Source organism: Larkinella rosea, assembly GCF_003858635.1.
Lineage (GTDB): Bacteria > Bacteroidota > Bacteroidia > Cytophagales > Spirosomataceae > Larkinella > Larkinella rosea.
Window position 1 is genome coordinate 591,306 of sequence record NZ_RQJO01000015.1, and the last position, 21,923, is coordinate 613,228.

Here is a 21,923-nt window from a genome sequence, read left to right on the forward strand (position 1 = left end):
GATTCCGAAACCAGGGTCCTGTGGCCGAGTGGCTAGGCAGAGGTCTGCAAAACCTTTTACAGCGGTTCGAATCCGCTCGGGACCTCTTCCAAAGTATCGATTTCCTATTCGTACTTTTTAAATACGAAATACCATCTGAAAAGCAGAAATGTCGATCAGATGGTATTTTTTTTAGATTTAATTTTTGTTTGAAATGAGTCCGGAACGATGAAAATAGTTCTGAAAAAGCCAGTTACTTAGACAAAGTATAAATAAAATCGTACCGCAAAATATCAAACCGCATATGTTTGATTAAAACCGTTCCTGTGCTACTTTTGTGCGTTAATGGAAAATAATTAGTAGGTATGCATACTGATTTTATCGGTTTCTCATTGATTAAAATGTACTCACGAAGTGTAATAAAGGCCTTGTTAATTGTACTGATAGCGCTGTTCAGTAGTTATCAGTCTGTCGCCCAGGACGCGGCTAAAGGAAAGGAGTTATTCTCGACTTTGTGTCAGCAATGTCACTCCGTAACGGACGAAAAAGTGATTGGTCCGGGTCTGAAAGGTATCAAAGGCCGGCGCGACGAAGCCTGGATTATCAAATGGGTGAAGAACCCGCAGGCAGTTATCTCCAGTGGCGACGCTTACGCCACCGCCCTGTACGCGAAGTTCCAGCCGCTGGTCATGCAGAGCTTTCCGGATTTGTCAGACGATGACATCAAAAACATCATTGCGCACGTTGAAGCATCGGCAGCTCCAGCACCCGCTGCTGCTGCAGGACCCGCCGGGGCTCCGGCAGTAGCCGCTCCAGCCAGCGATAGTCCGTCCGGATTATTCACGGCGGTTTTGGTTGCTTTGCTGATTGTAATGGTGCTGGTTTTGGTAGTGCTGCTGACGCTGGTAACGATTCTGTCGAAAGCCGTTGGGCCAACGGGTGAAGACGGTGGTCAGACGAAGTCGTTCTCCGACCGACTGAAAACTAGTCTTTCCGCAGCTGCCAGTAATAATATTGTGCGCTCTATTGTCTTGTGGCTCTTCGTTTTCGTCGTAGCCAAGCAAACCTTCGATGGACTGTATAGTGTCGGTGTTTCGCAGGGGTATGCTCCGAAACAACCCATCGCGTTTTCCCACAAGCTGCACGCCGGTCAATACCAGGTTAATTGCAACTACTGCCACACCAGTGTTTATAAAGGAAAAATTGCCACCATTCCTTCGGCAAATATCTGTATGAACTGCCACGGTGAGATCAAACGGGAATCACCGGAAATTCAGAAAATCTACAAAGCGATCGAAACCGATACGCCGATCGAGTGGGTACGGGTTCACAACCTGCCGGATCTGGCGTATTTCAACCACGCTCAGCATACCAACGTCGGTCAGGTGCAATGCCAGACCTGCCACGGAGAGATCGAGAAAATGGAAGTGGTTGAACAGCGTTCGTCGCTGACGATGGGTTGGTGTATTGACTGCCACCGGAAAACCGAAGTTGCTACGAAGGACAATGCCTACTACGATAAATTAGTTGCCCTCCACAAAAAGGGAAGCAAAGAACCGTTGCGTGTGGCTAATATTGGTGGTCTCGAGTGTTCAAAGTGCCATTATTAATCACATCGAATCCCACGAAACAGTTGAACGAATCATAAGGACTGTATGGAAAGTACAAATAAACGGTATTGGAGGGGACTGGAAGAACTACGGAACGACGAATCATTTGTTAAAAATGCGTACAAAGAGTTCTCCGACACCGATATTAATAAATCGACCGAATCAGGTAGCATTGTCGACGGTATTGGCAGTGACCGCCGGGATTTCTTGAAAGTATTGGGTTTTGGTATGGCGGCCGTTACTCTGGCTGCCTGCGAAACGCCGGTTCATAAGGCGATACCTTATCTTAATAAGCCGGAAAGCACTTTTCCGGGTATTGCCGATTACTATGCATCGACCTACAGCGAAGGAGGAGATTATATCCCGGTTTTGGTAAAAACCCGCGAAGGTCGGCCCATTAAAATTGAAGGAAACTCCTCATCGAGTCTGACCAAAGGCGGTACGTCGGCCCGGGTTCAGGCATCGGTTTTGTCATTATACGACAATGATAAGCTGAAAGGCCCGAAAAAAGGAGAAGCCGACAGCGAATGGGGTACTATCGATCAGGAAATTCAGGCGCAATTGCAGCGCGGTGGTGCCATCCGCATCGTTTCATCCACGCTGTTGAGCCCATCGACCAAATCGGTTATTGCTGCCTTTATAGCTAAATACCCGACGGCTACGCACATCCAATACGATGCCAATTCGGTATCCGGTTTGGTGCAGGCCAACCAGACGTCGTTCGGCCAGGCGGTTATTCCTTCTTACGACTTCAGCAAAGCCAAAACAATAGTCAGTATCGGTGCCGATTTCCTGGGTAGCTGGATTGCTCCGCTGGAATACACGGACCAATACATCACAACCCGGAAAGTTGGAGCCAACGCCGGGAATAAGAAAGAAATGTCGCGGCATTACCAGTTTGAGACGGGATTGTCGATGACGGGTTCCAACGCCGATTACCGGACGCCAATCAAACCGTCGCAGGAAGGGTTGGTCGTTGGGGCGCTCTATAATAAGGTTGCCGCTAAATTGGGTGGATCGCCCATTAGCACCGCTTCCATTGACGTTCCGTATCTGGATAAAGCCGCCAACGAACTGGCTGCTTCACGGGGTGCGGCACTTGTTGTTTCCGGATCAAACGATCCAAACGTTCAGGTGATTGTCAACGCGCTGAATAACCTGTTGGGTAGCTACGGTGTTACCATCGATTTGACTCGTCCGGTTAATTACCGCCAGGGTAGCGATGCTGCCATGAACGAATTCATCAACGACGCCAAGGCGGGACGTGTACAGAGCGTTATTTTCTACGCAGCCAATCCGGTTTATGATCATCCGCGTGGTGCCGAACTGAAAGAAGCCTTGCCAAAAGTTGGCCTGTCCGTTTCATTTGCCGACCGTTCTGACGAAACCGCTTCGCTCTGTAAATACATCTGCCCGGCTTCTCACTACCTGGAGTCCTGGGATGATGCGTCGCCGAAAGCAGGGTACTACAGCCTGACGCAGCCGACGATTAATACGATTTTCAAAACCCGTCAGCCGCAATCTTCCCTGCTGAAGTGGGCCGGTTTGAATCCAAATTACGACGCGTTTATCAAGAGCTACTGGCGGACGACGATTTATCCGCAGGCCGGAAACGGATTGGCTTTCGATCAGTTCTGGATTCAGTCGCTGCACGACGGTGTTATCGAACTCAAAAATGCACCTGCTGCTGCCGCCGGCACATTCAACGCCGGAGCTGTTGCAACGGCAGCCGCGGGTATTGCCCAACGCTATAAACCCAATGCGAGCGGTTTTGAATTAGCTCTTTACGAAAAAATTGGCGTTGGTACAGGCGCCATGGCAAATAACCCCTGGTTGCAGGAATTGCCCGATCCGGTTTCCAAAGCCTGCTGGGACAACTACGCCTGTCTGTCGCAGAAAACCGCCAGCGAGCTGGGTGTTCAGCAATTTGACCTGGTAACGGTTGAAGTGGCTGGAAAACCGGCTGTTGAATTGCCGGTACTGGTTCAACCAGGTCAGGCTGACGGTACGGTTTCGATCGCCATTGGTTACGGTCGTGAAAAAGCGGGTAAGTCGGCCAACGGCGTTGGTAAAAACGTTTATCCATTGGCTACGGTTTCGGCCAACGCGCTGTTGTTCACTGCGATGGACGTGAAAATTACGAAAGCCAGTGGTTCACGGACGATTGCGCAGACGCAGACGCACGATACGGTCATGGGCCGCCGGGCTGTTATCCAGGAAACGGTTTTAGCGGCTTACAAAAAAGACCCCAAAGCGGGCCGGTACTTCCCGAAAGTCGTTACGTCTGAGGGGCCGGTTGCGCCGAACGATATTTCCCTCTGGAAAGGATACGAAAAACCGAACCATTCGTGGGGAATGATCATCGATCTGAACTCCTGTACGGGTTGTGCTGCCTGTGTGATTGGTTGCCAGGCTGAAAACAACATCCCGGTGGTTGGTCGTCAGGAAGTAATCAATCGCCGGGAAATGCACTGGATTCGGATCGACCGCTATTACAGCAGCGACGCCGAACCGGAAGATCGCAAAGGACTCGAAATTGCTTCTTCCAATCCGGAAGTTGTGTTCCAGCCGATGTTATGCCAGCACTGTTCAAATGCCCCCTGCGAAACGGTTTGCCCGGTTTTGGCAACAACGCACAGTACGGAAGGGCTGAATCAGATGGCGTACAACCGTTGCGTGGGAACGCGTTACTGCGCGAATAACTGTCCGTATAAAGTTCGCCGGTTCAACTGGTTTAAATATTTTGATAACGACAATTTCGATTACCACTACAATAACGACCTCGGTAAGATGGTGATCAACCCGGATGTAACGGTTCGTTCACGGGGTGTAATCGAAAAATGCTCATTCTGCGTACAACGGATTCAGGAAGGTAAACTGACAGCCAAAAAAGAACGCAGAAGACCGAAACCGGATGAGATTCAGGTTGCCTGCGCACAGGCTTGCCCCACCGGTGGTATCATTTTTGGTGACATGAACGATCCGGAAAGCACGATCTCGAAGCTGTTGAAAGAAGAAAATGAGGCACGCGCTTTTCAGGTGCTGGAAGAAATCAACGTGAGACCGCAGATTTCGTACCTCACCAAGATCCGGAATAAGGATGAAGAAGCGAAACCTGTGGCAGCCGCAGCGCATGCTGAACACCACGCCGAGTAATTCATTCCCAGTAGTGTATTTCCAGTTCGTTAACTATTAGCATTTAAATAACTAACCATGCACGTTACATCACCCGTGAGAACCCCACTGGTAACCGGGGGTAAGACATATGCCGACGTGACGGAAGACATCTGCAAGCAGGTGGAAGGGAAACCGACCCGCGCGTGGACCATCGCTTTTGTCATTTCTTTCGTCGTCCTGATTTACGGTACCTGCTGCGTCTTCTGGACCTGGTGGGAAGGCCTGGGAGTCTGGGGTTTGAATAAAACCGTTGGCTGGGCCTGGGATATTACCAACTTCGTTTGGTGGGTTGGTATCGGTCACGCCGGTACGCTGATCTCCGCCATTCTGTTGTTGTTCCGGATGAAATACCGGACGTCGATCAACCGTGCGGCTGAAGCCATGACAATCTTCGCCGTTATCTGTGCCGCCAGCTTCATTCTGATGCACATGGGCCGTCCCTGGCTGGCCTATTGGGCATTGCCGCTGCCGAACGCCTTTGGTTCGTTGTGGGTAAACTTCAACTCGCCACTGGTTTGGGACGTATTTGCCATCAGTACCTACTTCACGGTTTCGCTGGTTTTCTGGTACATGGGTCTGGTACCTGACCTGGCCACGATCCGCGACCGCGCTACGAGCAAAGTATCCCGTTACATCTACGGAGCCTTCTCACTGGGCTGGAATGGCGGTGCCAAAACCTGGGCTCGCTACGAATACATCAGCTTGATTCTGGCCGGTATCTCTACACCACTTGTGTTATCGGTTCACACAATTGTAAGTATGGACTTTGCTACTTCGGTGATTCCGGGCTGGCACACGACGATCTTCCCGCCCTACTTCGTGGCTGGTGCCATTTTCTCCGGTTTTGCGATGGTGCAGAACCTGATGCTGATCACGCGGGTGGTTTTCAAACTGGAAGATTACATCACGTTCGAACACATTGAGTCGATGAATAAAATCATCACACTGACGGGTTCGATTGTGGGGGTTGCTTATATCACGGAATTCTTTATTGCCTGGTACTCCGGCGTTGAGTACGAACGGTATGCATTCCTGAACCGGATGTTAGGTCCATACTGGTGGGCTTACTGGGCAATGATGACCTGTAACGTAATTTCTCCGCAGTTGTTCTGGTCACGGAAAATCCGCCGGAGTGTGACGTGGACGTTTGTGCTGTCCGTTGTCGTAAACATCGGGATGTGGTTCGAGCGGTTTGTCATTATCGTGACTTCCCTGCACCGCGATTACCTGCCTTCGAGCTGGGCGATGTTCACCCCGACTATGTTTGATATTGGTGACTATATTTTCTCATTCGGTTTGTTCTTTACCCTGTTCCTGTTGTTTGCCAAATTCCTGCCGGTTATCAACATGTTCGAGGTGAAAGCGATCATCCGGTCGGCGTCCGAAAAATTACCGGCTTCGGTATCGGGTGTTGCCAAAGGAGAGCGTGTTACCAGTCCATCATTTAATAAAAACGCCGAGTAAGCGGATCTTCCGGGATTAATTACTCAACAGTAACCGGTTCATAATTTCATTATAGCATGTCTCATCATAACGATAGCGCAAAATTTCTGGTAGGCGTTTACGACGACGATGAAGTCGTTCTGAAAGCCGTCACCGAAGTGAAAAGCGCGGGTGTGCGGATTCACGAAGTATACACCCCTTTTCCTATTCACGGGCTTGATGTTGCCCTGGGTCATCCGCGTACCCGCATCGGTATTGCAGCCTTTCTATTTGGTTTGACCGGTTTTCTTTGCATGGTCTCCCTGACGTATTACACGATGGGATCGGACTGGCCGATGGTGATCGGTGGCAAAGATAACTACGCTTATCCGGCTTACGTCCCGGTTATGTTTGAGTTGACCGTACTTTTTACGGCGCTCGGAATGGTGGGTACTTTTCTGGTATCCAATGGATTAGGCCCCACAACAAAACCGTTGATGTTCGATTTGCGCAGCACGGATAATAAGTTTGTAATGGCCATCGACTTAGGTAAGAACAAGAAATCAGAAGCAGAGATTGCGACGGTTTTGCGGGCTTCCGGAGCGGCAGAAGTAAATGTAAAACAATTTTAATCCGACTGACGACACATGAAGTTTACGCGACTGAACCGCTCTCTTCTGGTGATGGCAGCCGCCATGCTAACGATAACCGCCTGCAAGCGGGGTCACGACAATCCGGGGACAACCTATGCCCCGAATATGTACGAGCCCGTTGGTTACGAGCCATACAAACAGGAAGAAGGGTTCAAAACCCCTTTTACAGAAAAAGGAACTAAGGGTACGGCTCTATGGCTGCCCGTTAAAGGAACTGTATCCCGTCGGAATTACAATACGAAATTTAGTGATAGTTCTGCCCGTGATCTAATGATTTACAACATTCCGGCAGATAGCATTGAAATTGCGGAACGCGTTCTGGTAAATCCGATTCCTTTAACCGAAAAAACGCTGGCTGAAGGAAAAGAATACTATGCCCGTTTTTGCCAGCATTGCCACGGCGAAACCGGTAAAGGCGATGGGTTGGTAGCTGCCCAGTACAAAGGGGTACCAAACTATTCCTCGATGTCCGGCATGAAGGAAGGCCATATTTTCCACGTGATCACGAACGGCAGAAACCGCATGTGGCCGCACGGTTCTCAGATTACACCCGAAGACCGTTGGAAAATTGTGCATTATGTTCGGAAACTGCAAACGGGCGGTTAATTCCAGGCAAGTCAATTGAAGAATCATTATAGTTCAAAAAAGAATGGCTCATACACATTCAATCCCGTCGCTTGACGAACAATTTGAATTTACAGCCGAAAGCAAACGTCGATTGACCATCGGTATTGTTGCTGGAGTTGTGTTGGTTGGCATCGGTGCTTATCTGGCTGCAAAAGGTATTGGTGGACACGAACATGCCGAAGCCGCTCACGGAGCAGCTGCCCATGGCGAGGCCGCTCATGGGGCTGCAGCTGCCCACGGCGAAGCCGCTCACGCGGCCGGAGGTCATCACGAATACAAATGGACAACCCGCTTATGGGCGAACGTTTGGGTAAATACCATCTATTTTACCGGGGCGGCCGTAATCGGAATGTTTTTTATTGCCTATAACTACCTGGCTCAGGCTGGCTGGTCGGCGGTTTTCAAACGTATTCCGGAAGCACTGCCTGCTTTTCTGCCAATCGCTGGCGTGATTGCGCTGATTACCTTTTTTGTGGCCGGACATGATCTGTTTCACTGGACGCACGAGGGTTTATACGAAGTTGGAGGGCCGGAATATGATCCGATCATTGCCGGAAAAAGCGGATTTTTGAATACGCCTTTTTTCCTGATTCGGGTGGTGTTCTATTTTGCTTCCTGGTACTTATTATGGCGGGTCGTTCGCAAATACTCGTTACAGGAAGACCTGGAAGGTGGAACGGAGTACTACGAAAAAAGCATCAAATACTCGACGGCTTTTCTGGTCGTTTTCGCCGTAACTTCTTCAACATCGGCCTGGGATCTGATTATGTCGATTGATACGCACTGGTTCAGCACCATGTTTGGTTGGTATACACTGGCCAGCTGGCACGTAACGGGTCTGGCCATCATTACGCTGATCGTTGTCAGTTTAAAAGAACAAGGGTATCTCAAAGCTGTAAACGACAGCCATCTGCACGATTTAGGCAAATTTATGTTTGCGTTCACCATTTTTTGGGCGTACGTCTGGTTTGCGCAGTTCATGCTGATTTACTATGCCAACTTACCGGAAGAAACCATTTACTACCGGGAGCGTTTTAGCGGGTATGGTGGAATCTATAAGGTGCCTTTTTGGGTTAATTTGTTTTTGTGTTTTGTGTTTCCCTTCCTCGTTCTGATGACCCGGGATGCAAAACGGACACCAATTATTCTGAAAATAGCCTGTTGGGGAATTCTCATTGGTCACTATTTTGACTTTTACAATAATATCATGCCGGGAACGGTTGGTGAACACGGCGGTTGGGGACCCATGGAGTTTGGCATGATTCTGATCTTTGCCTGTGCTTTTATCTGGTCGGTTTCAATCCAGTTAACGAAAGCAAATCTGATTCCGAAAAATCACCCGATGTTGGAAGAATCGTTGCATCACGATATTTAAGAACCAGTACGTTTTATATTCATATTATTCTCAGCTTGTTATGGTTTACGTTGTAGGACTTTTGTCGTTGGTATTTCTGGTACTGGCTATTCTGGTACTGACGCGATTGACCTCTGTGTTAAAAGGCGTCAATGGTGGTGATACTACGGAAGATATTGAGCAGATCGGATCGGGAAACCGGGTTAATGCGATGCTGTTCATGGTGTTCTTCATAACTGGTGCAATTGCCGCAGCCTGGTCATTTATTCATGCATCGAAATTCTTCCTGCCGGAAGCTTCTTCTCCGCATGGACGACATACAGACGGCCTTTTTTGGTTGGTCATGGCAATTATTACCATTGCCTTTGTTGTAACGAATGCCCTGTTGTTTTTCTTCGCGTACAAGTATCAATACCGTAAAAACCACAAGGCAACGTACTATCCGGAAAACCACAAACTGGAGCTGATCTGGACGGTTATACCGGCGGTAGTAATGGCTGTTCTGGTATTCACGGGTTGGAGAGCCTGGCGGGATATTACAAAAGACGCCCCCGAAAATGCGCTGGCTATCGAGATCGTCGGAAAGCAGTTTAACTGGGAAATGCGGTATCCGGGTGTGGATAACAATAAACTGGGCAATTACAATTATAAGCTGATCGACGCTAACAATAGCCTCGGAATTGATCTGGAAGACGAAGCATCGTTCGATGATTTTACGGTTTCATCGGAAATGCACATTCCCGTTAATCGGCCGGTATTGTTGAAAATTCGCGCGAAAGATGTGTTGCACAGCGTATTCATTCCGCACATGCGGGTGAAAATGGATGCGGTACCTGGCATGCCGACCCGCTTCTGGTTCATTGCCGATAAAACAACGAACGATATGCGGAACGAAACGGGCAATCAGAGTTTCAAGTATGAAATTGCCTGTACGGAGGTTTGTGGCAAAGGTCACTTTTCGATGCGGACTACACTGGTTGTCGACGATGAAGACTCGTACAAAGAGTGGGTTGCCAAACAGAAACCGTGGTTGACCAATAACCCGGATTATCTGGCCCGCGTACCGGAAAAACTGAAAGCGAAAGCCGCAAAGTATATACCGACCGATTCGGCCGCAACACCGGCTGACAGCACGGCGGCACCGGCCCAGGAAGGCGCCGGAGGAGCACCTAGTGCTTCATTGCGATAACCAATTAACTCAAGTTAAGAGACCTTAATACCTATTAGATTATGGCACATGTTGAAGAACATGATCACCACGAAGAACTCCCTTTCTGGCGGAAGTATATCTTCTCAGAAGATCACAAGGTAATCGCAAAACAGTACATGTTTTCCGGGATCTTCTGGGCGATTATTGGTGCATCATTGTCTATTCTCTTCCGGTTACAACTGGGTTTCCCGGATATGAAACTGGAATGGCTGCGTCCAATTCTGGGCGGCTGGATCGATGAGTCCGGAAGACTCGACCCTGAATTCTACCTCGCATTGGTCACCATGCACGGTACTATCATGGTATTCTTCGTGTTGACCGCCGGTTTGAGTGGTACGTTTAGTAACTTCCTGATTCCCTTGCAGGTAGGTGCCCGCGATATGGCATCCGGTTTCCTGAACATGCTTTCGTACTGGTTCTTCTTCGTGTCCAGCTTGTTGATGTTCTTCTCGCTGTTCATCGAAACGGGACCAGCTTCCGGTGGCTGGGTTATTTATCCACCATTGAGTGCGCTGCCACAAGCTATGTCGGGCTCGGGGCTGGGGATGACGCTCTGGTTATTGAGTATGGCTATTTTCATTGTTTCGCAGTTGCTCGGTGGGATTAACTACATCACGACGGTAATCAACCTGCGGACGCGTGGTATGTCCTTTAGTAAATTGCCACTGACCATCTGGGCGTTCCTGCTGACGGCGATCTTAGGTCTGATTTCTTTCCCGGTTTTGTTGTCGGCGGCTCTGCTACTGATTTTCGACCGGAGCATGGGCACCAGCTTCTACCTCTCCGAAATTTACATCGGTGGCGAAGCCCTGCCGAACGTCGGTGGTAGCCCAATTCTGTTCCAGCACTTATTCTGGTTCCTGGGTCACCCGGAAGTATACATTGTACTTCTCCCGGCTTTGGGGATCACCTCCGAAATTATTGCTACAAACTCGCGTAAACCGATCTTTGGTTACCGGGCCATGATTGCTTCTATGATCGGTATTGCCTTCCTGGCCTTTATCGTATGGGCGCACCATATGTTCGTAACAGGTATGAATCCGTTCCTGGGTTCAATCTTTATGTTCCTCACGCTGATTATCGCGGTACCGTCTGCGGTAAAAGCGTTCAACTACATCACGACCCTGTGGCGCGGTAATATTGTGTTTACCCCGGCCATGTTGTTCTCGATTGGTCTGGTATCATTCTTTATCTCCGGCGGTTTGACGGGTATTATCCTTGGAAACAGTGCCCTGGATATTCAGTTGCACGACACCTATTTCGTTGTTGCTCACTTTCACCTCGTGATGGGGGCAGCTTCGGCTTTTGGTTTTCTGGCGGGGGTATATCACTGGTTCCCGAAATTTTTCGGCCGGATGATGAACAAGACCCTGGGTTATATCCACTTCTGGTTCACTTTCGTCGGAATTTATCTGGTGTTCTTCCCAATGCACTACATTGGTATCGCCGGTTTCCCGCGTCGGTATTATTCTTTTACGACGTATGAAGCATTCCGGACTTTCGGTGACCTGAACATGTTTGTAAGCCTTGCCGCTATCATGACTTTCAGCGCTCAATTCCTCTTCCTCTGGAACTTCTTCTACAGCATTTTCAAAGGTAAAAAAGCGCCGTTGAATCCGTGGAAATCCAACACACTGGAGTGGACGACTCCGCTGCATCCAGGACATGGCAACTGGCCGGGCGAAATTCCGCCGGTCTATCGCTGGGCGTATGATTACAGCAAACCGGGGGCAAACGACGACTTCATCCCGCAGAATGTTCCTTACTCCCAGACTCCAGAGTCGAATCTGCCGCACGAAAATGCGCTGATTGCCCTCGAGAAAGAGATTGAGGCACAGAACTATAATGACCAGTTCAAACAACCTCATTGATAAGCGCGAACAACTGTTCCGGCGACTGGCACTACTGACGGTCATCACGATTTATCTGCTGATTGTTGCAGGTGGGATTGTCAGAAGTACGGGTTCCGGAATGGGTTGTCCGGATTGGCCGCGGTGTTTCGGGCGATGGATTCCCCCCACCGAAGCCTCGCAACTGCCTCCTGGTTACCAGGCAATTTACGGAGCCAAATTAAAGGGAGAAGTTGAGTTCAATGCGGTTAAAACCTGGATTGAGTATGTCAATCGCTTATTAGGTGCTTTTGCAGGTTTGCTGGTTTTTGCACTGCTCGTTGTGTCCATTCCTTATTTACGGAGAGACAAACGGGTTTTTTACGGGAGCTTGCTATCCTTCATACTGATTGGCTTAAACGGCTGGCTGGGCTCCCGGGTCGTGGCAACGGAATTAGCTCCGTATCTGGTAACGCTACACATGTTGCTGGCCATCCTGGTGGTTTTTGTCCTGCTCTACGTCATGACGGTTTCGTTTTCGGGGCGGCTACCAATCGAACCGGTTACTGGAAATAAGACCATTGTGAACCGGATTTTGATCTGGACCGTGGTTTTGTCTTCCATTCAGGTTTTAATTGGAACCCAGGTTCGTGAGGCAATCGACGAAGTGATTCAGCAAATCGGATATAGTGAACGGTATCGTTGGATCGAGCATCTGGATTACCGGTTTTATATCCACCGCACATTCTCTTTGGTCATATTAGCGTTTCATCTGGCGGTTATTTATCAACTGCGGAAACACACAACGACCAAAGGGATTCTTTCTCAATTGACTACGGCTCTGGTTGCTTTGGTAGTCATTGAGATTCTGACGGGCCTCATTTTGGCCTACTTTTCAGTTCCGGCGGCAGCCCAACCCATTCATTTGACGCTGGCTGTTGTTATTCTGGGCGCACAGTTTACGGCGTTACTGATGCTCAATGCCGATCAGTTGTTAAAAAATCGGGCTGTTGAGCAGCTCTATTACTCATAATTATCGAATGCAACAAACCAAAACCATTGGTGCCAGTACGTTCGCATTAAAAAGTAAAGCGTACTTCGATTTACTGAAATTTCGGTTGTCAGCGTTCGTCGCCCTATCCGGCATGTTTGGCTTTAGTCTGGCTGTCAGCCGGATTGACTGGCTGAAACTGGGTGTGTTGTTCCTCGCTTCGTTAGCGATGACGGGTGCTGCGAATATCATCAACCAGATTATTGAAAAAGAGTACGACAAATTGATGAAGCGCACGGCAGGCCGGCCCTTGCCGACTGGCCGGTTGAGCGTTCAGGAAGCCGCCATCTTTGCGTTCGTTCTCTTCATCATTGCCTGTTATTTATTTATTGTCTTTTTTAACCTGCGGGCGTGTGCACTCTCGGTGCTTTCCCTGTTGCTCTACGGTTTTGTTTATACGCCATTAAAACGCGTTGGACCCATTGCGGTTTTTGTGGGCGCCTTACCGGGGGCATTTCCGCCGATGATCGGCTGGGTGGCTGCTACCAATCACTACGGTCTGGAGCCCGGTATTCTGTTTGCAATTCAGTTTTTCTGGCAGTTTCCGCACTTCTGGGCGATCGCCTGGGTTGCAGATAACGACTATACGAAAGCCGGTTTCAAGCTGTTGCCTTCGACCGGCGGCAAGGATGATAAAACGGCTTTGCAAATTATGATTTATACCTTGTTTCTATTGCCGGTTGGTTGGTTGCCCTACGAGTTGGGCATGACCGGAATCAATTCGGCCATAGTGGCAATGGTTTGTGGAATTCTATTTCTGACTCAGACGTTTTACTTAATGAGAAAACGGACGGACAAAGCGGCTTTGCAGATTATGTTTGGATCATTTCTGTATTTGCCGATTGTTCAGATTGCCTTCTTATTAGACAAATTGTAACAAAGGATGAGCGAGACAGTTAATTTTTTGCCAGTGGCAGAAGAACCCGAAGAAACCCTATCGATGAACCCTAAAAAGTTCATCTTATGGATGTTCGTGGTTAGTATTGTGATGTTGTTTGCGGCAATGACGAGTGCCTATCTGGTTCGTCGGGCCGAGGGAAACTGGCTGGAATTCAAAATGCCGGCTATTTTTATGTACAGCACGGTGGTTTTGCTTGTCAGCAGTGCCTCCATGCATTGGGCGTATCGGGCGGCAAAAAAAGATGATTTTGGGGTCTTGCGAACAGCAATTTCCATTACTTTTGCGTTCGGGCTAGCCTTTTTGGTGATGCAGTTCCTGGGCTGGAAAGATCTGGTCGCGCAAAACGTGTATTTTGTCGGTAATCCATCCGGCTCGTTTATGTACGTTTTCACCGGTTTGCACGCGTTCCACCTGATTAGCGGTTTATTGGTGCTGCTATTTGCACTGCGGGCGGCTTTTAAGTTGAAAATCCACGCCAAAAACCTGACCCAGATTGAAGTTTGCATGACCTACTGGCATTTTTTAGATATTTTGTGGGTCTATTTGTTTGGCTTTTTATTGTATTTTAATTGATTCAATTTCCGTAAAGTATGTCTGCTACTGCAACAACCGAAGCACCAGTGTTTGACAAGAAAACCTGGATGGGTGGCGTAGAACCAATGAAAGTGAGCTATGGAAAGCTCATGATGTGGTTTTTCCTCATTTCCGATACCTTCACTTTTTCTGCATTGCTGGTAACCTACGGGTTAATCCGGTTCAGCTTTCAGGCATATGATCCGGCGATTCACGGCGAATTCCATTTCTCGAATCTGTATTGGCCGATTCCCGAACGGGTTTACGAAGCCGTACCGTTCCTCCACGGTATTCAGTTGCCGCTGGTGTTTGTTGGTATCATGACCTTTATCCTCATTTTCTCGTCGGTAACGATGGTACTGGCGGTAGAAGCCGGTCACCGGATGGACAAAGCCGCCGTGGAAAAATACATGCTGTGGACCATTCTGGGCGGTCTGACGTTTTTGGGAAGCCAGGCCTGGGAGTGGACGCACTTTATCCACGGAACCGACGAAGGATCTGTAATTCGGGAAATCGTTAACGGGCAATGGGTAGAGCGGACGATTTTTGGGGCCAACCTGACCGAGAACCAATACGGGCCTCCGGCCTTCGCCGATCTATTCTTTTTCATCACCGGTTTCCACGGAACCCACGTTCTTAGCGGGGTAGTCCTGAACATCCTGATATTTTACCGGACTTCATTCGGTTTATACCAGCGCCGGGGCCATTACGAAATGGTGGAGAAAGTCGGTCTGTACTGGCACTTTGTCGACCTGGTTTGGGTATTCGTCTTTACGTTCTTTTATCTGGTTTAATAACTTTCGGAGATACCAATATGTCAGATCATAGCTCACATCACCACGATACTGAACCCGGCGTTATTGCCGAACCGCAAACCAAAGCCATCTGGCGGACGTTCGTCATTCTGTCGGTTCTAACAGCATTCGAATTTTTGATTGCGTTCACGCTGCACCACGGTTTTCTGAAAACATCAATTTTCGTTTTGATGACCATCGTGAAAGCCTTCTACATTGTCGGCGAATTCATGCACTTAAAACATGAAGTAAAATCATTGATCTGGGCCATTATTCTGCCCTGTATCTTTGTTGTCTGGTTGTTGCTGGCTTTGCTGATGGAGGGCGGCTTCATCTTCATCGCACGGTAACATGGCGCGCTTTTTAAAAGCCGGAATCCTCCTGCTCCTGTTGGTGGTTCCGGCTTTTATTTTTATTTTTCTTAAGCTATTCGGCCAAAATCAGTTTCAGCTCCAGACGTTTTTCCCGGTTATCGATGCCAAAACCGGAAAAATTGAAACCGAGTCTGCACGCAATCCCGTTTTGGGTGATAATACCCGGGATACGGTTTTCTACACCTTACCCCAAATAGTAGGGACTTTGCCGGATAAAAAACCGTTTTCCACCACCGGACTAAAAGACCGAATTTATATCGCGTCCTTTTTCGGTTTGAATTGCGATACAACCTGCACTAAAGTAGCCGGGCAACTCAATCGCGTTCAGGATATCTTTACCCAGAAACCGGAGGTCGTGCTGGTTTCGTACGTGGACAAAGATTCAGTAGCTGCTCAACTTATGAAATCATTCGAGGTGCAGCCCGACCGGTGGCTCATTGCCAAACCTGATACGCTCGAAACGACCTTTATTGCCGAACAGTACTACCGGGTCAAACAGCGCCCGATGACCGGCCGGAAGAACGAAACTTTTACCTTATATGAGGGGTTGGTATTAATAGACCACAATGGCCATATCCGGGGCTTTTACAATGGAACGGATAAAACCGATGTGGATCGTTTGGTACTGGAAGCCCGGGTTTTGATGGACATTTATGCTAATTAATAAGCATATGGTAAGCTTACAAATTGACCAGAGTAAGAAATACAGTCGGCTGATTAATATACTGGCGATTGCAATCCCGGTTGTTGTTGCGGTTTTGTTGGGCATTCGCCAGAAAGTCGATCTAGGCAGCTGGACAACTTTCCTGCCGCATATTAATGCCGTCATCAATTCGGCTACGGCGGTTTTACTCGTCGTGGGTTTGTACTTTATTAAGCAGAAGAATATTGCCGCGCACCGGGGAACCATGCTCACGGCCTTTACACTCGGCTTTGTTTTTCTGGTTAGCTACGTCTTATACCACCTGTCGAACGAATCGACACCGTTTGGCGGACAGGGCCTGATCCGGCCGGTTTATTACTTTCTGCTCATTAGTCACATTAGTTTATCGATTGTCGTAGTTTGGTTTGTGCTACGGGCGGTTTACTTTGCCTTAAGTGGCCAGATTGCCAAACATAAAGCCGTTGTGAAGTGGGCGTATCCGATCTGGTTATATGTCAGCATCACCGGCGTAATCGTTTATTTCCTGATTGCTCCTTATTATCGTCATTAATTCCGCGTTCATCATGAAAATCTGGAAAACCATTTTAGCACTCGGAGTTCTATATATACTGACCTTAGCGAATACCTTCGCACAATGTGCGATGTGCCGTGGAACGGTGGAAAGTACCATGAGTAACGGACGTAACCACGTGGCGGTAGGACTCAATACCGGTATTCTGTATTTGTTGGCAACACCTTATGTGCTGGTAGCGATCGTGATCTTTCTTTGGATAAGAACCAGTAAAAAAGAACATGGCAAACGTCTCGCAATTGCAAGCCGTGTCCGCGGGGCTATGTCCCAGATGTAGACAGGGAAAGATTTTTAAATACCCGGTTTATAACCTTCGGCGGTTTGATGAAATGTATGAGCACTGTCCGCATTGCGGTCTTCGCTACGAAATCGAACCCGGTTATTTCTGGGGTGCCATGTTTGTCAGTTACGTCCTGTCGGGAGGAGTTGCTTTAATTCTGGGATTTCTGGTTTTCTACGTCCTGAATGATCCCGGTGGCTGGACGTACGTTCTGATCATCTGCCCGGCGCTGATCCTCATTACGCCCGTCAATTTCCGAATTTCCCGCATTCTCTGGCTTCACTTTGTATCCGGAATTTACTACGAACCCGACAAAAGGTCGGAATTCTAAAGCTTTTCGAGCCCGTTCCTTTGGATCGGGCTTCTTTTTTTTAATAATTTCAATCAGGCGTGCAACCTCTGCCAACCCGGTTTGCATCTTGCTACTGAAAACGATTCTTAACCTGCATGATTCGACGATTACTCGGATATTCAACGGAAGCGCAACTGATAACTGCACTGCAACGGGCCGACAGCCGGGCGCAGAAGGCATTATTTGAGCGGTATTCGTCGAAAATGCTGACAATCTGCGTCCGCTACGTCTCCAACCGCTACGAAGCGGAGGAAATTCTGATGGACGGTTTTATGCGGGTTTTTGAAAAAATCGGGCAGTACAAAAGTGAAGGGAGTTTTGAAGGCTGGATTCGGCGGATTATGGTCAATGAATCCTTGATGTACCTGCGACGGAACAAACAATGGAAGGCCGAAATCGCGTTGGAAGATGCGCTGCCGGAAGCCGACACGTCCGTCGCCGATCAGGATCTGATGGCCGAAGATCTCCTGAATCTGCTCGAACAGTTACCATCCGGTTATAAAACGGTATTTAATCTTTACGCCATCGAAGGGTACAGTCACGCCGAAATAGCCGAATCATTAGGAATCACCGAAAGTACATCCAAATCGCAACTGCACCGCGCCAGGGCGCTCCTGCAACGGCTGGTGGCGCAATTGGATGTAAAAAAAAAATCGATAAGTTATGAGCCAGCATCCTATTGATGATCTGTTTGCCAGGCAGTTAAGAGATCACGGAGTAAAACCGCAGCGGGCTACGTGGGACGAGCTGCAGCGCCGAATGAATGAAAAAGAAGAGCGTAAATCGCCCTTCATCTGGTGGTATGCGTCTGCCGCCAGTGTGGCCGTCATTCTGCTGGCTTCGTGGTGGCTGTGGTCGGGTGATGAAACCGGAAAACCGAATTTGGAAACAAACCGGATTGCGCAGCAAATTCCGAAGAAAACCGCACCGACAAATCCGCAATCGACTGTTCGGCAAACCGAAGAGTTGAAACCGATTGAAAGTACTGAAGAGACGGTCCTCGCTTTTGAGAAAACCGCTCGTCTGAAACAGGAAAGTAAAACACACGTCGATCGTCAAACCGACATCGCTGCACCGGAAACGGTTCAGGAACCGGCGGTTATTGAAAAACCAGCCACGCCGGTTTTGATGGAAGAAGTGCAAAAACCGCAAACGCTCCTTGCCGAAGTGCCTTCAAAAGAGCCGGAACGGACGCTGGTGGTGCAGATTGCCGCGCCGGAGATCAAATCGGCGTCTTTAATGGCCTCAACCGAAACGGCCCTGTCCGAAGAAAATGCGGAAAACACCAACGATCAGCCCAGGAGGAAGCGGTTTCGGCTGGGGCGGGTGTTGCGTCAAATCAATAAGCTAAAAGCCGGAGAATCCGTCGAGTGGGATGAAGTGGGCGTTCAGCCGGGTGCTTTATTGGCCCGTGCTTCTGAAAAAGTGCATGAAGGTAAAGAGAAACTGGCCGATTCCTACGAAAACCTCCGGTACAATGCATTCAAGAAAAATCCAAACAACAAATAGAACAACCATGAAGTACGTATTCACCACTCTCCTGATGCTGTTCGCTAGCCTGGCATGGGCCGCTCCCGAACGTTCGAAAGCTGATTCATTAGTTATTTTATTCGGGAACAAAACCCGTCTGGTGATTCACTCCAACGACAAGGCAGGAATCCGACAGCTGTCCAATTACGACATCAACAAAATTATCCGCGACATGGGCATGAAACTGGATTCTGCCAAAGCGGGCGAAACGTTCGTTGTCATCGACGAAAATCGGGTGCAGCGGTATTTGCAGGACACGGTTTTGGTCGTAACCCAACGCGACGGCGAAGTGCAGGTAACCATCAAGGAGTCCGAAGGTCGACGCTATGATAGCTCCGATAATAACCACGAGTCGGACTGGTCGAGCCGCAACAAAAACCGCCGTCGGAAAAATGACAATTGGGATATTGGCGCCGATGGGGGCGGTATTGGACTGAACACGCTGGTAGAGAAAAGTGCAAATCCGAATTATCCCAAGGAGAGCTACCAGTTACGGCCGTTGGGTTCGCGCTACATCAGTCTGGCATTGAGCCAGATGCCAACCATTGCCCGTAGCCAGCATGTTGCGTTCAAGCTCTTTTACGGGTTGGAGGTCTCATGGAATAATTATATGTTTCAGAATGATGTGATTGCTCAGAAAAACCCAAACGGGGTTATCTTCGCGGATGCTGGACGGGATTTGAAAAAGAGCAAGCTGACGGTCTGCTCGGTGAATCTGCCGGTTGTGCCGCGGCTCAGTTTTTACAACAACAACGGTCGCAAAGTGGGACATCTGGGCTTTGGCGGCTACGTCGGTTACCGGGTCGACAGTTATACGAAGATCAAGGAAACGGATAGCAACAAGGAGCGGCAGCACTCGGATTTTCACCTGAATGATTTCCGCTACGGGGTGATTGCGCACATTGGCGTGGCCCGAACCAACTTTTTTATCAAGTATGACCTCAACTCCATGTTCAAAACGGATAAGGGTCCGGACGTTCGGGCACTGAGTTTTGGCATCGGTTTATAAATAATCTTTCCGTGAAAAAACCGCCCTTGATGCAATCAGGTGGCGGTTTTTGTTTGCTGCTAACTGAACCGGCCTAAATTTATTTTAAGTGAATAGTTGACTTAGCAAAAAAAGCATGTAATTTTGCAACTCCATTGGCAGAAGTGCTGATTGAGAGACGTCAAAAAGTGCTTTTTAAGGGCTGAAAGGGGAGTTTCCAGAGTGGCCAAATGGATCAGACTGTAAATCTGCTGGCGTACGCCTTCGGAGGTTCGAATCCTCCACTCCCCACAAACAGTTAATAAATAGTTTATAGTTTTAAGTTTATCGTTTAATCAGAAATAATAAACTTGAGACTAACAAAAGCGGGAGTAGCTCATTTGGTAGAGCGGTAGCCTTCCAAGCTTCAGGTGGCCGGTTCGAGCCCGGTCTCCCGCTCCAGATAATGAATAGTGTACGATGGATATGACGAGTCAATCATTTTCATTTTACATTATTCATTTGTCGTAGTAGTCAGTAAAAAAAGCCGTTGTAGCTCAGGGGTAGAGCACTTCCTTGGTAAGGAAGAGGTCAGGGGTTCAAATCCCCTCAACGGCTCTGAAACGGCTAAATTTTAAACAATAATAATTAACCAGTTCAATTTAAGCTTATCCAACAATGGCTAAAGAAAATTTTGACCGTTCCAAGCCGCACGTCAATATTGGTACGATTGGTCACGTTGACCACGGTAAGACGACCCTGACCGCTGCCATCACGAAAGTGTTGTCAGAAAAAGGTTTGGCCGAAAAACGCGACTTCTCGTCAATTGACAACGCACCGGAAGAAAGAGAGCGTGGTATTACGATCAATACTTCGCACGTAGAATATCAGACGACCAACCGTCACTATGCACACGTTGACTGCCCAGGCCACGCTGACTATGTGAAAAACATGGTTACGGGTGCGGCTCAGATGGACGGTGCCATTCTGGTTGTAGCTGCTACTGACGGCCCAATGCCCCAGACTCGCGAGCACATCCTGCTGGCCCGTCAGGTAGGTGTACCTCAGCTGGTTGTTTTCATGAACAAAGTGGATATGGTCGACGATCCGGAACTTCTGGAACTCGTTGAAATGGAAATCCGCGAACTGCTGAGCTTCTATGAATATGATGGTGACAACATTCCGGTTATCCAGGGTTCTGCTTTGGGTGGTCTGAACGGCGACGCCAAATGGGTTGCAACCATCGAAGATTTGATGGCCAACGTTGATAGCTACATCCCACTGCCTCCACGTCAGACGGAACTTCCGTTCCTGATGCCGGTAGAAGACGTATTCTCGATCACTGGTCGTGGTACGGTTGCTACGGGCCGTATCGAGCGCGGAATCATCAACTCTGGCGAGCAGGTTGAAATTCTGGGTATGGGTGCAGAAAACCTGAAATCCGTTGTAACGGGTGTTGAAATGTTCCGGAAAATTCTGGACCGTGGCGAAGCCGGTGACAACGTAGGTCTGCTGTTGCGGGGTATTGAAAAAACCGATATCCGTCGTGGTATGGTTATTTGCAAGCCCGGTTCCGTAAAACCGCATGCCAAATTCAAAGCTGAAGTTTATGTTCTGTCGAAAGAAGAAGGTGGTCGTCACACGCCATTCTTTAATAAATACCGTCCGCAGTTCTACTTCCGTACCACGGACGTAACGGGTGAAATTTCACTGCCCGCCAACGTTGAGATGGTAATGCCCGGTGATAACATCACGATTGAAGTTCAGCTGATCAACAAGATCGCCATGGAGAAAGGTCTGCGTTTCGCTATTCGCGAAGGTGGCCGGACAGTTGGTGCAGGTCAGGTAACGGAAATCCTCGACTAATACAAGGCAATTCTGACAAGTGCATTTCTTTCGGGGAATGCACTTGTTTTTTCTGAATATTTAGTAACTTTGCAGTCCGTTTCGGCGGGCAAACCAGTAGAAAGAGAAAAGAGATAAGATAAAAGACCTGTTCTAATCT

Annotated in this window: 21 protein-coding genes and 4 tRNA genes; all 25 read left to right on the top strand. The window is 48.6% G+C overall.

The features are described 5' to 3' along the window. The first annotated feature begins 14 nt into the window (after positions 1–14). The 25 genes from EHT25_RS28930 to tuf all read left to right on the top strand — a co-directional run bounded on the left by EHT25_RS28930 (position 15) and on the right by tuf (position 21,784). Positions 15–85, top strand: a tRNA-Cys gene (locus EHT25_RS28930). Positions 86–407: 322 nt separating this feature from the next. Further along, on the top strand, positions 408–1,589 hold the full coding sequence (locus EHT25_RS28935) for a cytochrome c3 family protein (protein ID WP_229311829.1): 1,182 nt from the start codon (positions 408–410) through the stop codon (positions 1,587–1,589). A 45-nt stretch (positions 1,590–1,634) separates the two neighbouring features. After that, complete coding sequence (locus EHT25_RS28940) at positions 1,635–4,745, top strand: TAT-variant-translocated molybdopterin oxidoreductase (protein WP_124878929.1); 3,111 nt, start codon at positions 1,635–1,637, stop codon at positions 4,743–4,745. A 57-nt stretch (positions 4,746–4,802) separates the two neighbouring features. Then, complete coding sequence (gene nrfD / locus EHT25_RS28945) at positions 4,803–6,230, top strand: NrfD/PsrC family molybdoenzyme membrane anchor subunit (RefSeq protein ID WP_124878930.1); 1,428 nt, start codon at positions 4,803–4,805, stop codon at positions 6,228–6,230. 56 nt (positions 6,231–6,286) lie between these two features. Continuing rightward, entirely contained in the window at positions 6,287–6,820 is a 534-nt protein-coding gene (locus EHT25_RS28950; RefSeq protein WP_124878931.1) for a DUF3341 domain-containing protein, read from the top strand. Positions 6,821–6,835: 15 nt separating this feature from the next. Beyond that, positions 6,836–7,447: a c-type cytochrome gene (locus tag EHT25_RS28955; protein WP_124878932.1), complete on the top strand. Its 612-nt coding sequence runs from the start codon at positions 6,836–6,838 to the stop codon at positions 7,445–7,447. A 43-nt stretch (positions 7,448–7,490) separates the two neighbouring features. Then, positions 7,491–8,843, top strand: coding sequence for a quinol:cytochrome C oxidoreductase (locus EHT25_RS28960; protein ID WP_124878933.1), 1,353 nt, complete (start codon positions 7,491–7,493; stop codon positions 8,841–8,843). 40 nt (positions 8,844–8,883) lie between these two features. Beyond that, positions 8,884–10,011, top strand: coding sequence for a cytochrome c oxidase subunit II (gene coxB / locus EHT25_RS28965; protein WP_124878934.1), 1,128 nt, complete (start codon positions 8,884–8,886; stop codon positions 10,009–10,011). 41 nt (positions 10,012–10,052) lie between these two features. Continuing rightward, positions 10,053–11,903, top strand: coding sequence for a cytochrome c oxidase subunit I (locus EHT25_RS28970; RefSeq protein ID WP_124878935.1), 1,851 nt, complete (start codon positions 10,053–10,055; stop codon positions 11,901–11,903). After that, positions 11,878–12,894, top strand: a complete 1,017-nt coding sequence (locus tag EHT25_RS28975; protein ID WP_124878936.1) for a COX15/CtaA family protein — start codon at positions 11,878–11,880, stop codon at positions 12,892–12,894. Before EHT25_RS28970 ends, EHT25_RS28975 begins: the two co-directional genes overlap by 26 nt. A 7-nt stretch (positions 12,895–12,901) precedes the next feature. After that, positions 12,902–13,789, top strand: coding sequence for a heme o synthase (cyoE, locus tag EHT25_RS28980; RefSeq protein WP_124878937.1), 888 nt, complete (start codon positions 12,902–12,904; stop codon positions 13,787–13,789). Between the two features lie 63 nt (positions 13,790–13,852). Beyond that, positions 13,853–14,386 (top strand): cytochrome c oxidase subunit 3, encoded by a 534-nt coding sequence (locus tag EHT25_RS28985; RefSeq protein ID WP_374756174.1) that lies wholly within the window; start codon positions 13,853–13,855, stop codon positions 14,384–14,386. A 17-nt stretch (positions 14,387–14,403) separates the two neighbouring features. After that, positions 14,404–15,180, top strand: coding sequence for a cytochrome c oxidase subunit 3 (locus EHT25_RS28990; protein WP_124878939.1), 777 nt, complete (start codon positions 14,404–14,406; stop codon positions 15,178–15,180). Positions 15,181–15,200: 20 nt separating this feature from the next. Continuing rightward, entirely contained in the window at positions 15,201–15,530 is a 330-nt protein-coding gene (locus tag EHT25_RS28995) for a cytochrome C oxidase subunit IV family protein (protein WP_124878940.1), read from the top strand. Between the two features lies 1 nt (position 15,531). Then, the gene (locus EHT25_RS29000; RefSeq protein ID WP_124878941.1) at positions 15,532–16,218 is read left to right on the top strand and encodes an SCO family protein; all 687 of its coding nucleotides are present in this window, start codon (positions 15,532–15,534) and stop codon (positions 16,216–16,218) included. Positions 16,219–16,225: 7 nt separating this feature from the next. Next, positions 16,226–16,768, top strand: coding sequence for a DUF420 domain-containing protein (locus tag EHT25_RS29005; RefSeq protein ID WP_124878942.1), 543 nt, complete (start codon positions 16,226–16,228; stop codon positions 16,766–16,768). 13 nt (positions 16,769–16,781) lie between these two features. Next, positions 16,782–17,066, top strand: a complete 285-nt coding sequence (locus tag EHT25_RS29010) for a CAMCR motif-containing small membrane protein (protein ID WP_124878943.1) — start codon at positions 16,782–16,784, stop codon at positions 17,064–17,066. 52 nt (positions 17,067–17,118) lie between these two features. Next, positions 17,119–17,400: a DUF983 domain-containing protein gene (locus tag EHT25_RS29015; protein ID WP_229311830.1), complete on the top strand. Its 282-nt coding sequence runs from the start codon at positions 17,119–17,121 to the stop codon at positions 17,398–17,400. Between the two features lie 116 nt (positions 17,401–17,516). Further along, the gene (locus EHT25_RS29020) at positions 17,517–18,104 is read left to right on the top strand and encodes an RNA polymerase sigma factor (RefSeq protein ID WP_124878945.1); all 588 of its coding nucleotides are present in this window, start codon (positions 17,517–17,519) and stop codon (positions 18,102–18,104) included. Further along, on the top strand, positions 18,085–18,930 hold the full coding sequence (locus tag EHT25_RS29025) for a hypothetical protein (RefSeq protein ID WP_124878946.1): 846 nt from the start codon (positions 18,085–18,087) through the stop codon (positions 18,928–18,930). Before EHT25_RS29020 ends, EHT25_RS29025 begins: the two co-directional genes overlap by 20 nt. Before the next feature lie 7 nt (positions 18,931–18,937). Then, the gene (locus tag EHT25_RS29030; RefSeq protein ID WP_124878947.1) at positions 18,938–19,960 is read left to right on the top strand and encodes an outer membrane beta-barrel protein; all 1,023 of its coding nucleotides are present in this window, start codon (positions 18,938–18,940) and stop codon (positions 19,958–19,960) included. Between the two features lie 187 nt (positions 19,961–20,147). Then, a tRNA-Tyr gene (locus EHT25_RS29035) sits at positions 20,148–20,230 on the top strand. A gap of 74 nt (positions 20,231–20,304) precedes the next feature. After that, positions 20,305–20,380 (top strand) — tRNA-Gly (locus EHT25_RS29040). A gap of 84 nt (positions 20,381–20,464) precedes the next feature. Next, positions 20,465–20,536, top strand: a tRNA-Thr gene (locus EHT25_RS29045). Positions 20,537–20,596: 60 nt separating this feature from the next. Beyond that, on the top strand, positions 20,597–21,784 hold the full coding sequence (tuf, locus tag EHT25_RS29050) for an elongation factor Tu (RefSeq protein WP_124878948.1): 1,188 nt from the start codon (positions 20,597–20,599) through the stop codon (positions 21,782–21,784). Positions 21,785–21,923 lie beyond the last annotated feature (139 nt).